Source organism: Acinetobacter sp. ANC_7682 (assembly GCF_056779795.1).
Genome location: NZ_JBWYIQ010000002.1, coordinates 85,226 through 99,815, shown reverse-complemented (window position 1 = coordinate 99,815; position 14,590 = coordinate 85,226). Strand labels below are relative to the sequence as shown.

Here is a 14,590-nt window from a genome sequence, read left to right as displayed (position 1 = left end):
TTCAATTTTCGATCCATTTTTTAACAAAAAAGAAACTTTTTTCTAATTTATCGTCAGTATAGGGAGCTTGACTTTATTAAGCTTTGATCATTCTGACATTTTTTAGCTTTCTTTTTATCCCTTTTGATTGTGTTAAAGCGCCGTGCATGTCACATTTTTAGTTGCTTCTTTCATTCTCATAAATTTCAATTTGCCGAATTGACAAAAAATCAGACTAATCGATTCAAATTCTCACGACATTCTTAAAAATTATAAATAAGACAAAATTTAGATAAATCTTGGTTTTAAAATTGAGCTTAAATTTTGGCTGAACATGAAATACAAGCTGACTGATTCTTGAAAAGAATGCTTACAAACCGTGCAAAAAAAATTTGAAATATTTTTTTGATGTATTTTTTGGGTTGATAGACCACTGTTTTTTTCATATTACGCACCACAATGATGCATTTAAACAAAAAATCAAAACGCCTTATATCGCTAGGTAGGTGATTTAGCGAAAATTAGAGATTGAATTTTAGAGCTTACAATGAAGATTGGCTTATACTTCCATTACTTAAAAATTGATTTTTAACATTTATGGTACTTAAGCTGACTCCCTCTCAGTTAGGGAGTTTATGTGCGCTGTTGGCAGCATTCTTGTTTAGTAGTAAAGCGATCTTAATCAAACAAGCTTATGCAGTTTCTGAAGATGTTGATGCAACATTGCTGGTTGCCTTAAGGATGCTCAGTGCCTTACCCTTTTTTCTTTTTATTTGTTGGTTGAACCGACACCGTAATCGCGGATTTTCAGCGCAGGATTGGGCCCTACTCCTCGTTGCTGGTTTGATTGGATATTATTTTTCAAGTTGGCTCGATTTTATGAGTCTGATGTACATCAGTGCCTCTTTGGAGCGTATTATCCTATTTCTATATCCCACCATGACAGTAATTGCATCAAGTGTAATTTTCAAACATCCTCTTTCAATGAAGACTATTTTTGCGATTGGACTAAGTTATGGCGGCACGCTTATAGTGATGCTCCAAGAACAAAGCAATGTGCCTCATGAAAGTAATTTTTGGCTAGGTGTGAGTTTAGTTTTCGCAAGCGCGATTTGCTTTGCGAGTTATCTATTGATGACTCCAAAATTAATCCAAAAATTTGGATCGTGGAATTTTACGGGCTTAGCAATGTCTATCGCCTGCTTAGGGACGATTCTTCACTACTTTATTGCTCAGCCAAGTCCTATATCCAATATCCTTCAACAACCTATAGAAATAATCGGATATGGTGTTGCATTAGGTATTGGGGTAACGGTGATTCCAACTATTCTCATTGCGCAAAGTATTGCTCGTTTAGGTGCTTCTCAAACAGCCATGATTGGTTCACTTGGTCCAATTCTGACCATTATATTGGCAACTATCTTTTTAGGGGAATCAATGAATATGATTCAATGGTTTGGTTGTGCGCTGAATATATTGGGTGTGATGATGATTACGCTTTCCAAAACTAAACTGAAATAAAGACAACATTAACCTCACAGTTCAAATTTCAAAATAATGGCTTCACGATGAAACTTAGTCTTCATAGTGAATTTCTATTTTCCCTTGATCATCGTCAAATTTAATGTCGAGTGGAACAAAGTGGGAACCCGACGATGTAGACCCCATTTGATCATTTTCATTTCTTAGTGGGCATTCAGTTAAAGATAAGCACCCACAACCAATGCACCAATCCAGTTGTTGACGAAGTTGAAGCATATTTAAGATTTTTTGATCTAAAATTTTTTGCCATGCACTCGATAATGCGGTCCAATCTGATTTAGTCGCGGTTTTATTCTTAGGGAGTATGTTAAATGCTTGCTTCACTTCAGAGAGTGAAATCCCAACCTGCTGTGCCACTTTGATGATAGCAATCCTTCTCAGCATATATCGTGGATATCGCCGTTGATTTCCTTCCGTCCGCACACTCCAAATAAGTGCTTTGTCTTCATAAAATCTGAGTGCTGCGACCGATACACCACTTCGAGCAGCTAACGCGCCTATACTAAGCCACTGTTGTAATTTTTGTTCTTCCATGCTCTTGACCTCAAGTTAAGTTGAGCTTTCATAATTCTTTTCTAAGCTTAATCCAGAGAAGATAGAATGACAAAACCAAATAAGCCAACGTTTAGTTTAACCACTAAAAATCCGCCTCAGCTTTATTCTCCAAGGCAACTTGGATATAGCCACATCTGTGAGGTCAAACACTTCAACACAGTCGTTCATATATCAGGTCAAGGTGGTGAAAATGCCGAAGGACATTATTCCACTGATTATTCAGAACAACTCAACCAAGTCTTCGAAAATCTCAAAATCGCTCTCAGCTATACACATATCGACTTTTATAACATTGCTGTTCTAAGCGTTTTGATTGTCAATTTTGACCAACAAAAACATCACCTGTTAAATCTGAAAATGAATACAATATGGAAAGATCAAAATTTCCCAGCATGCACACTAATCCCTGTATCTCGCTTGGCATTAGACGCCATGCAAATTGAAATCGAAGCCACAGCTTACTGCTCCTCATCCACTGAGCCATTTATTCATGTATAACGATCTTGACGATTTAAATAAAAAAGACATCACGAATGACACTGCTTTACTTTGGTTGATGGCCATTGCTTGTGGTATTTGTGCAGGCGCTAATTATTATTCGCAGCCCTTAATTCACTCTGTTCAACTTTACTTTAATGCCCCTGCAACAGATGTGGCATTAACTGTTACTTTGGCTCAAGTCTCTTATGCTGTCGGACTGCTTTTTATCGTACCACTTGGTGATATTCTCAATAAAACGAAATTAATCCCATTTTTAATGTTCTTTGCAGCAGTGGGATTATTTATTTGTGCTTTTTCGCTCAACCTTTATATGTTATGGGCTGGCACAATTATCACTGGGCTTTTCTCGGTTGCAGCACAAATTTTGATTCCGTTTGCCACGATGGCGGTTCGACCAGAACGAACAGGCGAAGTTGTCGGGTTACTGATGAGCGGATTATTGGTCGGTATTTTGATTTCGACCAGTTTAGCTGGCTTGTTATCCAACTTATTTAATTGGCAGCTCATTTATATCGTCAGTGGAATTTTGATGTTAATGGTCGCTGTGGTACTTAATATTCGTCTGCCTTATATTCCTAGCTCTAAAATTAGTTATTTTGCTGTATTTAAATCCATGGGGGTGCTACTTAAAGAAGAGCCTCGTTTAATCTATCGCTCTATCATTGGTGCCTTTGCATTTGCAACGATGAGCATCCTCTTCTCCACCATTTCTATTTTACTTAAATCCTCTTTTTCTCTTGAAGATGTCATGGTGGGTTTAGTCACTCTGGTTGGCGTATTTGGCGCCTTGTCCACCAAGAAAATTGGTAAGATCGCCGATCGTGGTTACGTCAAACAAATCACTTGGTTTGGCATTTTAATCCTAGGTAGCGCATGGATATTCCTTTATTTAGGTGCATTCTATTTAAGTTGCTATATCATCGGTTTTGGACTGATGAATCTCGGTCTAGCATTGGTGCATAGTAGCAACCAGAATGTGATTTTTAATTTAAGACCGGATGCTAAATCTCGTGTAAATTCACTTTATATGACCAGCTATTTTATTGGTGGCGCAAGTGGTTCCGCGCTAGGAATTTATGCTTGGGATCATGGTGGATGGGCAATGGCGTGTATCGTAGGATTAATCCTGGTCAGTTGTACGGCACTATTCACGCTAGTGGATCAACGTTATCATCGAACCCAACTCAGTTAACTCATAAAATATGCATGTTAAGCCTCTATAAATGGAGGCTTTTTCAATAATTTAGCCTCTGCAGTCATCATTCAGTCCTCTAAAGCTGTGTATCTCTTGTGCGTAATCACACACACTGTTCACTATCATTATAAAAAATATTCGTGGACAAGAATGAAAGCTGTTGTATGTCATCAAAATGAATTAACACTTGAAGATGTCAGCCATCTAACACCATCACAAGGACAAACTTTATTAGAAGTTGTGCGATGTGGTATTTGTGGCAGTGATTTACATATGCAACATAGTTGTGACCACATGCATGAACTTACAGCTAAAGTGGGTCTAAAAGGTGTTGCAAAGTCAACAGACCGTTTTGTCATGGGGCATGAATTTTGCGGTCGTGTTCTAGATTATGGTCCTAAAACTAGAAAAAAATTTAAAACAGATACCTTAGTTTGTGCGATGCCACTATTGAAAGTTGATCAGTGGGGTTATCAAGCGACTGGTCTTTCCCCTCAAGCTTCTGGTGGTTATGCCGAACAAATCTTGGTGCAATCTCAACTCATGTTTGCGGTGCCAAATGGATTACATCCCGATCTTGCGGCAATGACCGAGCCAATGGCGGTAGCTTTACATGCAGTACGTCGGAGCAGAATAAAGAAATCAGAACCCGCAATTGTTATTGGTTGTGGTCCAGTAGGCTTAGGTGTCATTTTAATGCTCAAAGCGATTGGTGTGAAAAAAATTATTGCCAGTGACTTTTCACCAAATCGCCGTAGACTGGCTCAACTTTGTGGTGCAGATGTCGTCATTGATCCTAAACAATCATCGCCTTTTGAGAGTTGGAAAGAATACGGTTTATTGGGTGATGCTTCTGAAGCGATTAACTATGGAATCGGTATTTTTGAAAAGATTCAGTCTATGCATATTCCATGGTGGCATGCGTGGCGTATGGCTGACAAATTAGGTGCTTTACCCAAACGTCCTGTGATTTTTGAATGTGTCGGGATACCAGGCATCCTTCAACAGATTATTAACGGTGCGCCATTATTTTCTAAAATTATCGGTGTGGGTGTATGTATGCAATCCGAAAGCATCGAACCCGCTTTGGCTTTAAACAAAGAAATCGAAATCCAGTTTGTGATTGGTTATACGCCACTTGACTTCAGAGATGCGCTCCATATGATCGCTGAAGGTCAAATTGATTGTTCTCCTCTGATAACGGGGGTTGTAGGTCTTGCAGGAGTTAAAGATGCTTTTCAGGCCTTAGGTGATCCTGAACAACACGCTAAAATTTTGGTCGACCCAAAAAAGATCGGATCTGATATCAGTGCACTTTAGGTATTCTTTAATTCCTATACGATATCAGTGCTCAGCGATTTTTTTACTATGGAGCTCAAACTTGATCAGAGTCCCTTATTCATCCTGCGTGATACTCAATCGAACTTTAAAATTTTAATTTCATCTATGAATAGATCTTAAACAAGGAAGTTTTATGTCAAATTTAAATCACATGCCTTTCAATGTTGAAGCAAGTTGTTCTTGTGGCGCAAATACTTTTCGCTTTTCTCATGCACCCATCGCACATTTTATTTGTCACTGCCAAGTTTGCCAAGAATATACAGGTAAGGCATTTTCAGATGTTTTAGTATTCTTGAAACAAGATGTTTGTGATTTAAATATTAAACAGACTACTTTTAAACGTTTGAAGTCACCACCCAATATCCGTCGTGGGATATGCAAACAATGTCAGTCCCCTTCTATTGAATTTGGAATATTAGATCAGTTGGTATTTATTCCTAAATGGAACTTAAAAGACTTCTCGCAAGTTCCCCCTGAAAATATGCATATTTTTTACCATCGCCGTGTGCAAGATGTAGCTGATGATTTGCCAAAATATAATGGTTTTATCCAGAGTCAAACTCAAGCAGCTAAGTTTATTGTAAAAGGGCTTAAAAAGCGAATATTGTCTTTAAATGAACATTAAAGTTTAGATTAGTAAGGTAAAATTAATCAAGGTTTACTCAGTAAGGTATGAGAGGTTATTGATTATCTTCAATACATCATCTCTTCCAATCTTAATTACGCCTCAATGAACCATTTTTTAAATTATGGTAAGATGCCGAGCTTTTCACGCTTTACTCAATCTAGGTTTCACCATGTCTTATATCCAATCCTTACAGCCTCGAATTTCCGTCGCCCCCATGATGGATTGGACGACCCGTGATTACCGCTTTTTTGCACGTCTATTCAATCCAAATATCATCATGTACACAGAGATGGTGACCACAGGCGCAATTTTATTTGGCGATGCAGCCCGTCATTTAGATTACAGCAAAGAAGAACACCCTATTGTGTTACAGCTTGGTGGATCAAATCCTAAAGACCTCGCAACCTGTTCTAAAATGGCTCAAGATTGGGGCTATGATGAAATCAATTTAAATGTTGGTTGCCCTAGTGATCGTGTTCAAAACAATAAAATTGGTGCTTGCCTCATGGCTGAGCCTGAGCTGGTTGCTGAATGTATTGCTGAAATGCAAAATGCAGTTGATATTCCCGTCACGGTAAAACACCGAATCGGCATCGATGATATGCAATCGTATGAGGAGATGCTGCATTTTGTCGATACCGTTGCAAAAACGGGATGTCAAAATTTTATCGTGCATGCACGCATTGCTTTACTACAAGGTTTGTCACCAAAAGAGAATCGAGACATTCCACCTTTACGTTATGAAGATGTCTATCGTTTAAAGCAAGATCGCCCAGAACTATTGATCGAAATCAATGGTGGGATCAAAACATTTGCTGAAACTCAACAACACTTACAACATGTGGATGGTGTCATGATTGGTCGTGAGGCTTATCACAATCCTTATCTACTGGCTGAACTAGGACAATTATGGAATTTGTCAGCACCTGATCGTTTTGAGATCATGCAGGAAATGATGCCATATATTGCAAAACGTTTAGCTGATGGTGCGCCACTTTCAGTGATTACACGTCATATTTTAGGCTTATTTCAAAACCTTCCTGGTGCACGAAAATGGCGACAAGCCCTGAGCGGGGGTAACGCGAAAACATTAAAAGATATTGAAAATGCCTTAATCGGTATGCAACAAGCCATTCAAAGACATGCTGAACAAGAAAGCTTAAAAATCAATGCTGAATAAACCAATATAATCCGTAAAAAAGGTCTCTTGATAGAGACCTTTTTTGATAATCACTTTTAGGCTTGTTTTGCTTGAATCGAATCTAATCGTTTTAACACTTCAGCCACAGCTACCATTGCAAAACTTGATGTCACCACCACGGCTGAACCATAACCACCACATCTTAACCCAGCACTCGCACAAACATCAGCATTCGAAAAAGGATTATCCACCGAATAAATACAGGTGATACCGAACTTCTCTTTCGGCTTTTTACAGATACCTTTTGAGCGTAGCTGACTTCTTAATTTTGCCAGCATCGGGTCGTATTCTGTTTTTGACAAATCTGCGACCCGAATTTTGAGTGGATCTAACTTACCACCAGCACCACCAGATACAATCAAGGGGACTTTATTGAAACGACAATGTAGCATCAATGCGAGTTTTGCTTTGACATCATCAATGCAATCCAACACAACATCTGGATTTGAACTCAAAATCTCCGTTACATTTTCAGGCGTTAGATAATCATCAATTAAATTGATTTTTATACGTGGATTGATTTGGCGACAACGCTCTGCCATCACTTCAATTTTTTCATGACCTAATGTTGATGTCATCGCAGGTAACTGACGATTAATATTTGATGCTGCAACAGAATCCATATCCACTAATGTGAGCTCGCCCAAACCTGTTCTAGCCAAAGCTTCGACAGCCCAAGAGCCAACACCGCCAATACCGATCACCATGACATGACTGTTTTCATAATGCTGAAAATTTTCTTCGCCATAAATTTTGGCTACACCGGTAAAACGGCGTTCATATTCATCATCATGAACTAAGTCAGTCATATTGCTCTAACACTATTTGGAAAAGGCGTATTTTAGCAAAACTTCAGAGGAATAGAGAGTTTTGAACTCACGACAATTTCAGTTCATTTTTTAGGTTGAGTGCAGACACACTATTCTCCCAAACACATTGCGCAATGTTTTCGATTCTCGTATTTAGACTATGTGCCAAACCATCTAAAACATAAATTAAATTCTGTGGGGTATTACGGGTTCGGTGTTCAGTTGAAGTTTGACAACATAATGGCGTCATATCAGGACAGTCTGTTTCAATGACCAGATGCTCAATGCCAACATACTGAACTATTTGGTGTAATTTTTTAGCATTGGGATTGGTAATCTGTCCCGTGATACCTAACTTAAATCCAAGTTGAATAAATGCCTTCGCTTCTTCTACCCCTCCACTAAATGCGTGGGCAATACCACCGTGAACAAATTGCTTTGCTTTTAACAGTCTTAATACTTCAGCATGAGATTTGCGAATATGTAACAGCACAGGAAGCTTAAATTGTTGAGCCAAATCGAGTTGTTGCGCAAAAAAATCCTGTTGCTTAGCGAAAACTTCCGGCTGCTTATGTTGCTTGAGAAAAGTATCTAAACCAATTTCACCAACGGCGATGCATTGTTGTACTTCAAGAATTTTTTTTAAATCGTCTAGATGATGAGGCTGATGTTGTTCGATATAAAAAGGATGTAGACCTGGAGCGAGATAACTCCTCGGTGCCTGATCTAAACCATTTAACCAATGGTGTGTTTCAATCAATGTATTAAAGCGTTGGTGTTGAAACCCGATCAGTACAAGGGCATCCACTCCCTTCTGTTTAGCCTGATACGCAAGTTGCTCACGATCGAAGTCAAAATCTTCTACATCAAAGTGCGTATGCGTATCAAACAAACGTGGCATGGACATGTTATTTTGCTTCACCTGCAGCTTGAGGTACAGCAACTTGAACCGAAGAATGAACAGCCTCCAGCATTTCAGGTTTAATCACACCCTGTAGCTTTTCATAAGGAATCGTAAGTCTTGGCAAACCCACCACATAAGGACCAATTTCATATTCACCGTATTGAAGAATTAAACCCTTCTTACCCAAATAATAATTATCAGTGAGTTTAAATTTCCAAGCCTCTTCATACTCTTCAACGTTATCTGCTAACTGCGAATCTATGACCCATTTTTTAAATTCATCATGGGCCAATTGATTTAATTTATTCTTTTGGTCTTTCACTAAAATTTGATCTAGTGACACTTGTTTCTGCTGTTTCAAATCAAAATTAAAGTAAGTTTGTGAAGAAGAACCATGTGCACCTCCTAAATAGTTACTCGTATTCAATACGACGGTTGCAAGTGGTCCTTGTGAATTTAAAATTTTAGGACTAATACTCAAACTAATTTGATGTCCAACCCCCAAGTGCTTTAACTCTTTATCTAAACCCACAAAGTTATCAATATAGGGCTGAATCTGCTCTGCAAGTAACTGCGCTGCAGTTTTATACTCAACAACTTCACTGGCAGCTTGAGTATCTTTGTCTTTAGACAGCGTCTGCTCAGGTTCGAACAACTCTAGCGTTTCTTGTAAATTTTTGATAATCGCTTGGTCAATCAAGCCATCTAACACAAATTGATTCGTTCTCAATCGATCAATTGAAATTTCTGGACAATTGTTACCATCACACTCTACTAACCGAACAGGCACTTTTTCAGTTTCGCCCTGAAGCATGAGTACCTCAACTTCCGATGCTGCTTGAGTTTGAGCGTCAGGTGATTCTTTAGGCCCATCCCCTTTTGGCTGACATGCGCTCAGCGTAATTGCGGCAGTAAGTACAGATACAGTCCAAACTATTTTATTTTTTAACATCTCACAACCTTGAGGAGAAACGGTCACTTATCATTGATTTAAGCCTAACCCGATGAAATTGATAGCTCAAGCTTCGTTTGTATGGGTTTAACTGCAATTGTATATGCTACATTACAATATTTGTAATATTTCAAAACATCTTTTGGAAGATCTGCGGCACAACTACTTGCTTGGTTTGAGCATGATTCAAATAGATATCAAATTGCTCACCACCTTTGACAATTTCATTCGCGCGAATATGAACACCAATCCCTTCACCATCAAAGAACCACTCCTGATTTTTCCAGCTAAGATTCACTGGAGCGATACTTCTCACTTCACTGCTCTGGGCCTTTAACCATTTTTGATAGGACATCTGAAGTATTCTTTCAAAATCATTTATTTGGTTCTTTTGAATCACATCCTGCAACTGTAAAACTTTTTTCTGCTTTCGATCCAATACCATAAAGTAACCACGATCTTTAACGATCACTTCAGCTTGTTTTGTGTTAACAATGAATTGGATCAACACATATTGATTTCGTTGGGTGGCGACTTGCGTCAGTATATCCAACTCATAAGGCTGATTCAGTGAAAACTCCTTCTTCCATGATTCAGAGCGACTCATATAGGTTTCGATGGCTTGATCCAAACTTAATTTTTCTTTTTCATTGATTTGATCTTGAATCACAAAAGCCAAATGGTTGTTAAGCTGTTGATTGACCCACTGATCTGCGGTTTTTAGACTTAAAATTTCAATTTTTTCGCAGACCGATTTTGTACAATTTTCGCTCTTTATTTCAACTTGAAACGCGTCATCATTTAAGTATGGTAACACATCAGCGTTTTTAACTTGGGCTGACTGCCCTGACTTTTGTGCCGTAGACTCTGGTTGTTTTTCACAAGATGCCACCCCAATGACTAAGGTAGCAAGAAGAATACGCAATCGTTTTTTTTGTAAATTTAGAGTAATCACAAGAATCAACCAAAATTAAAGCATTGGCTATTCTGATACAAAAACAGCTTCACGAGGAAGCTGTTTTACATTTTCAAGCAAAATTAATGTTCACGCGTATTACGGAAAACAATATCAGGATAACGCTCTTGCATTAATTGTAAATTGACACGGCTAGGTGCTAAGTACGTTAAATGCCCACCACCATCAACTGAAAGTTGATCATGTGCTTTTTTCTTAAATTCATTAAATTTTTTCTCATCTGGACATGAAACCCAACGAACAGTGTTAATGCTCACAGGCTCGTAAATACAATCTACTTTGTATTCTTCTTTTAAACGATAAGCAACAACTTCAAATTGAAGAACACCCACAGCACCGACAATAAGATCATTACTGTTTTGTGGCATAAATACCTGAGTTGCACCTTCTTCTGAAAGCTCTTTTAAACCTTTTTGAAGTTGCTTAGATTTTAAAGGATCTTTTAAACGAACACGGCGAAACATTTCAGGAGCGAAGTGAGGAATACCTGTGAATTGCAAGTTTTCACCCGAAGTGAAAGTATCGCCAATTTGAATCGTACCATGGTTATGTAAACCAATAATGTCACCTGGCCATGCCTCTTCTAAATGCTGACGATCACCTGCCAAGAAAGTTAATGCATCTGAAATACGCACATCTTTCCCAATACGTACATGCTTCATTTTCAAGCCTTTTTCATATTTGCCTGAACAGATACGCATGAAAGCAATACGATCGCGGTGTTTAGGATCCATATTGGCTTGAATTTTAAAGACAAAACCAGAGAAACCCTCTTCAGTCGCTTCAACTTTACGGTCTTGGGTAGGATGTGCTTTTGGTGGTGGTGCATATTCACTAAATGCATTTAAGACATGGTCTACACCAAAGTTACCCAACGCTGTACCAAACAATACTGGAGTTTGACGCCCTGCCAAGAATTCTTCACGATCAAGCGGTTCATTTGCCATTTGAACTAATTCTAGTGACTCTTCAAATGCAGCCCAAGCTAATTCACCGACTTTTTCACGAAGGTCAGCATGGTCATAACCGTCACGAATTTCGATATCGGTAATGGTTGAACCAAAACCAGCCTTATAAACATAAAACTTTTCTTCGATCAGGTTAAATACACCTGCGAAATCTTTACCTGTACCCATTGGCCAAGTTAAAGGTACGCATTTAATCTTAAGTACGTTTTCAATTTCATCGAGTAGTTCAAGTGGCTCGCGAATTTCACGGTCCATTTTGTTAACGAAAGAAATAATCGGTGTGTCACGCATACGACACACGTCCATCAATTTAATCGTACGATCTTCGACACCTTTCGCACCATCAATCACCATCAATGCTGAGTCTACGGCTGTAAGGGTACGATATGTATCTTCAGAGAAATCTTCATGCCCCGGTGTATCGAGCAGGTTGATCATTTTGTCTTTATAAGGGAACTGCATCACAGAGGTCGTGATCGAGATACCACGCTCTTTTTCCATTTCCATCCAATCTGATGTCGCAGCACGGTCAGATTTACGGCTTTTTACCATACCTGCAACTTGGATCGCTTGCCCCCACAACAATAACTTTTCCGTCATTGTAGTTTTACCCGCATCGGGGTGGGAAATAATGGCAAATGTACGTCGCTGAGCAACTTGCTCCGCTAACTCTTGCTTAAAGCTCATGAATAACACCTACTGCAGACATGCAGTTTAGAAGATCAAAAAAGATCAAAATAAAAATTGGCGATATTGTAGCAGATCAATACCGAATGTGAATGTGATGAATCAGAAACTGACCAGAAGTTAATAATTCTTAAATGTGCTTTCTAAACGATCCACAGGTAATGGCATACCCAATAAATAGCCTTGTAATTGCTGACAACCTAAACGTTTTAAGATATCGGCTTGTTTTTGAGTTTCAACGCCCTCAGCTGTCACCACCAAACCTAAACGTTTAGCCAATACAATAATACTTTCTAAGATAATTTCATCTTTTGTATTGGGTGAAAGATTTCGAATAAATTCACGGTCAATTTTAAGTTCATCTACCGGGAGATTCTTTAAATATAAGAAGCTTGAATGACCAGTTCCAAAATCATCAATCGCAAGCCCAATCCCCAGATTACGTAGGCTCTCAAAAGTACGAATACTGACATCGATATGATGCATTGCTGTCGATTCAGTAATCTCAATAATTAAATGGGCTGGATCGATCTGGTATTGCGTGATTAAACATCTTAATGTATCTACCAGCGCTTTATGTTCAAATTGTACAGCTGATAAATTTACAGCGATCGGACAGAAAGGCAATTTCTTTTTTTGCCAAGCTTGAATCTGTATACACGCTTGTTCAAGAGCCCAGTAGCCCATTTTAATAATAAGACCTGTTTGCTCCGCACCCTCAATAAACATATTCGGTGCTAGAAGTCCTAGACTTGGATGCTTCCAACGAATTAAAGCTTCAACGCCACAAATTTTAAAATCTGCTGTGAATTTCGGCTGATAAAATAAAATGAATTGTTGTTCTTCAACGGCACGATACAAATCATTGATAAGTTTTGATTGGCTACGTGCGATTTCTTGTTGATCTAATGAATAGTTAAACACACTATAAGTATTGCGACCTTGCTCTTTTGACATCAGCATTGCAGCATCAGCATTCACCAACAAATCATGTAAATCAGCACCATGATCTGGATAATAGACCACACCTAAACTTGCTGAGATATTGATTTCCTTCCCCGAAATCACAAATCCTTCTTGGATTTTACTCAATACTAGATTGGCAACTTGATCAATTTGGTCTGTAGAAAAGTCTTCAACAACCAATAAAAACTCATCACCACCAATACGAATTAATTTTTGGTTTTTTTCGAGTAATGCATGAAGTCGATGTGCTAAATTCACTAAAAGCTGATCACCAATATGATGTCCAAAAGCATCATTTACTGCCTTGAAACGATCCAAATCAATATAAATGAATGCAACTTTATGATCTTTAGATTGGTGAAGTGAAAATAATGAAGTGGTGTAATCAAGCAAAAAAAGTCGATTTGGAAGTTTGGTCAAATTATCTTGAAGGGCAAGGCTTTCCAATTCCTTATTCATTTTGATTAGTTGTTGATTTCTCTCTTCAAGTCGTAATTCTAAAATAGCGACAAAAAAACTGACCACCAAGACTAAGCATGTGACAAATATAATGACAAAAAGTAATAAACCTTGACCTTCATGGAGTTGATTCAATGCTGCATATTTGGCATCCACGGGTTGGAAAGTCGCAGCCGCCATACCAATATAATGCATTCCCACAATACTAAAAGCGATCATGAATGCCACGGCAAGCTTGAATGCCAATTTATTGTGATAGGTACGCTTATATTTAAACATCAGCCAGAATGACAATCCTGAACCACATACAGCAATCAGTACAGAAAAAATCACCAAAATGGTGTCATAACGAATAATGTAGTTGGGAACGATCAATCCCGCCATTCCAGTATAGTGCATACCTGAAATACCGAAACCCATCAGAAGTGCACCCAAAACCAATCTAGCTAAAGGAAGTGTAGATCTAGTCGTGAGCCATATGGCAAAAATTGAAGCGAGAGCTGCGATCACATAAGAAAATAGCGTCAAACCTACATCGAAACTATGATCTTCGGGCAAATGACAAGCCAGCATTCCAACAAAATGCATGACCCAAATCGCAAGACCAAATATCATGCCACTTACACCGAGCAGCACTTTTTGACCAACTGGGTTTTTGTGGGTACTAATGAGTTGTTCAAATGAAATAGCAATAAAGCAGACGATCACTGCCGCCACAGCAGAACCCGCCACCATTGCATAATCGTAACTCATATGAATCATATAGAGACTTATCCGTACCTGAACCTGTTTTTATTTTATTTAAACCCCAAAAGTACAGCAAATAAATGTAAGAAGGTTCAACTTTTTAATGAGCATTTGTCGCCTACAACAATATCACCATCTCATTGAACGTCAAGTTGTTTTTCGGCGAGATCCATAAAAAAT

13 protein-coding genes are annotated in these 14,590 nt (G+C 38.5%); 6 read left to right on the top strand and 7 right to left on the bottom strand.

All coding sequences use genetic code 11. The annotated features are described in order from the left end of the window. The first annotated feature begins 576 nt into the window (after positions 1–576). A complete protein-coding gene (locus AC1M9D_RS01320; protein WP_481611337.1) occupies positions 577–1,500 on the top strand; it encodes a DMT family transporter in 924 nt (307 codons plus the stop codon). 54 nt (positions 1,501–1,554) lie between these two features. Here the strand turns inward: AC1M9D_RS01320 and soxR are convergent, their stop codons facing one another. Beyond that, positions 1,555–2,055, bottom strand: a complete 501-nt coding sequence (soxR, locus tag AC1M9D_RS01315; RefSeq protein WP_035265311.1) for a redox-sensitive transcriptional activator SoxR — start codon at positions 2,053–2,055, stop codon at positions 1,555–1,557. Between the two features lie 66 nt (positions 2,056–2,121). Here soxR and AC1M9D_RS01310 point away from each other — a divergent pair, with 66 nt between their 5' ends. The 5 genes from AC1M9D_RS01310 to dusA all read left to right on the top strand — a co-directional run bounded on the left by AC1M9D_RS01310 (position 2,122) and on the right by dusA (position 6,921). Further along, positions 2,122–2,574: a RidA family protein gene (locus AC1M9D_RS01310; RefSeq protein WP_481611336.1), complete on the top strand. Its 453-nt coding sequence runs from the start codon at positions 2,122–2,124 to the stop codon at positions 2,572–2,574. Beyond that, positions 2,567–3,769 (top strand): MFS transporter, encoded by a 1,203-nt coding sequence (locus AC1M9D_RS01305; RefSeq protein WP_481611335.1) that lies wholly within the window; start codon positions 2,567–2,569, stop codon positions 3,767–3,769. Before AC1M9D_RS01310 ends, AC1M9D_RS01305 begins: the two co-directional genes overlap by 8 nt. Before the next feature lie 153 nt (positions 3,770–3,922). Further along, the gene (locus tag AC1M9D_RS01300; RefSeq protein WP_481611334.1) at positions 3,923–5,092 is read left to right on the top strand and encodes a zinc-binding dehydrogenase; all 1,170 of its coding nucleotides are present in this window, start codon (positions 3,923–3,925) and stop codon (positions 5,090–5,092) included. 154 nt (positions 5,093–5,246) lie between these two features. Further along, on the top strand, positions 5,247–5,738 hold the full coding sequence (locus AC1M9D_RS01295) for a GFA family protein (protein ID WP_481611333.1): 492 nt from the start codon (positions 5,247–5,249) through the stop codon (positions 5,736–5,738). Between the two features lie 172 nt (positions 5,739–5,910). Then, entirely contained in the window at positions 5,911–6,921 is a 1,011-nt protein-coding gene (gene dusA, locus AC1M9D_RS01290) for a tRNA dihydrouridine(20/20a) synthase DusA (protein WP_092766772.1), read from the top strand. A gap of 56 nt (positions 6,922–6,977) precedes the next feature. Here dusA and AC1M9D_RS01285 read toward each other — a convergent pair whose 3' ends face one another. The 6 genes from AC1M9D_RS01285 to AC1M9D_RS01260 form a co-directional block, all read right to left on the bottom strand. Continuing rightward, positions 6,978–7,751, bottom strand: a complete 774-nt coding sequence (locus AC1M9D_RS01285) for a tRNA threonylcarbamoyladenosine dehydratase (protein ID WP_481587568.1) — start codon at positions 7,749–7,751, stop codon at positions 6,978–6,980. A gap of 67 nt (positions 7,752–7,818) precedes the next feature. Beyond that, entirely contained in the window at positions 7,819–8,652 is an 834-nt protein-coding gene (locus tag AC1M9D_RS01280; RefSeq protein ID WP_481611363.1) for a TatD family hydrolase, read from the bottom strand. A 7-nt stretch (positions 8,653–8,659) separates the two neighbouring features. After that, positions 8,660–9,607, bottom strand: a complete 948-nt coding sequence (locus tag AC1M9D_RS01275; protein ID WP_481611332.1) for an RsiV family protein — start codon at positions 9,605–9,607, stop codon at positions 8,660–8,662. A gap of 130 nt (positions 9,608–9,737) precedes the next feature. Next, on the bottom strand, positions 9,738–10,562 hold the full coding sequence (locus AC1M9D_RS01270) for a hypothetical protein (protein WP_481611331.1): 825 nt from the start codon (positions 10,560–10,562) through the stop codon (positions 9,738–9,740). Positions 10,563–10,645: 83 nt separating this feature from the next. After that, the gene (locus tag AC1M9D_RS01265; RefSeq protein WP_481611330.1) at positions 10,646–12,238 is read right to left on the bottom strand and encodes a peptide chain release factor 3; all 1,593 of its coding nucleotides are present in this window, start codon (positions 12,236–12,238) and stop codon (positions 10,646–10,648) included. Between the two features lie 120 nt (positions 12,239–12,358). After that, positions 12,359–14,425 carry a putative bifunctional diguanylate cyclase/phosphodiesterase gene (locus tag AC1M9D_RS01260; RefSeq protein ID WP_481590365.1) on the bottom strand — a complete coding sequence of 689 codons (2,067 nt, stop codon included), beginning with the start codon at positions 14,423–14,425 and terminating at the stop codon, positions 12,359–12,361. Between the last annotated feature and the right edge of the window lie 165 nt (positions 14,426–14,590).

Excerpts from the sequence above, each read along its gene's own strand:
- AC1M9D_RS01320 (WP_481611337.1), top strand. The coding sequence starts at position 577 with ATGGTACTTAAGCTGACTCCCTCTCAGTTAGGGAGTTTATGTGCGCTG.
- soxR (WP_035265311.1), bottom strand. The coding sequence starts at position 2,055 with ATGGAAGAACAAAAATTACAACAGTGGCTTAGTATAGGCGCGTTAGCT.
- AC1M9D_RS01310 (WP_481611336.1), top strand. The coding sequence starts at position 2,122 with ATGACAAAACCAAATAAGCCAACGTTTAGTTTAACCACTAAAAATCCG.
- AC1M9D_RS01305 (WP_481611335.1), top strand. The coding sequence starts at position 2,567 with ATGTATAACGATCTTGACGATTTAAATAAAAAAGACATCACGAATGAC.
- AC1M9D_RS01300 (WP_481611334.1), top strand. The coding sequence starts at position 3,923 with ATGAAAGCTGTTGTATGTCATCAAAATGAATTAACACTTGAAGATGTC.
- AC1M9D_RS01295 (WP_481611333.1), top strand. The coding sequence starts at position 5,247 with ATGTCAAATTTAAATCACATGCCTTTCAATGTTGAAGCAAGTTGTTCT.
- dusA (WP_092766772.1), top strand. The coding sequence starts at position 5,911 with ATGTCTTATATCCAATCCTTACAGCCTCGAATTTCCGTCGCCCCCATG.
- AC1M9D_RS01285 (WP_481587568.1), bottom strand. The coding sequence starts at position 7,751 with ATGACTGACTTAGTTCATGATGATGAATATGAACGCCGTTTTACCGGT.
- AC1M9D_RS01280 (WP_481611363.1), bottom strand. The coding sequence starts at position 8,652 with ATGCCACGTTTGTTTGATACGCATACGCACTTTGATGTAGAAGATTTT.
- AC1M9D_RS01275 (WP_481611332.1), bottom strand. The coding sequence starts at position 9,607 with ATGTTAAAAAATAAAATAGTTTGGACTGTATCTGTACTTACTGCCGCA.
- AC1M9D_RS01265 (WP_481611330.1), bottom strand. The coding sequence starts at position 12,238 with ATGAGCTTTAAGCAAGAGTTAGCGGAGCAAGTTGCTCAGCGACGTACA.
- AC1M9D_RS01260 (WP_481590365.1), bottom strand. The coding sequence starts at position 14,425 with ATGATTCATATGAGTTACGATTATGCAATGGTGGCGGGTTCTGCTGTG.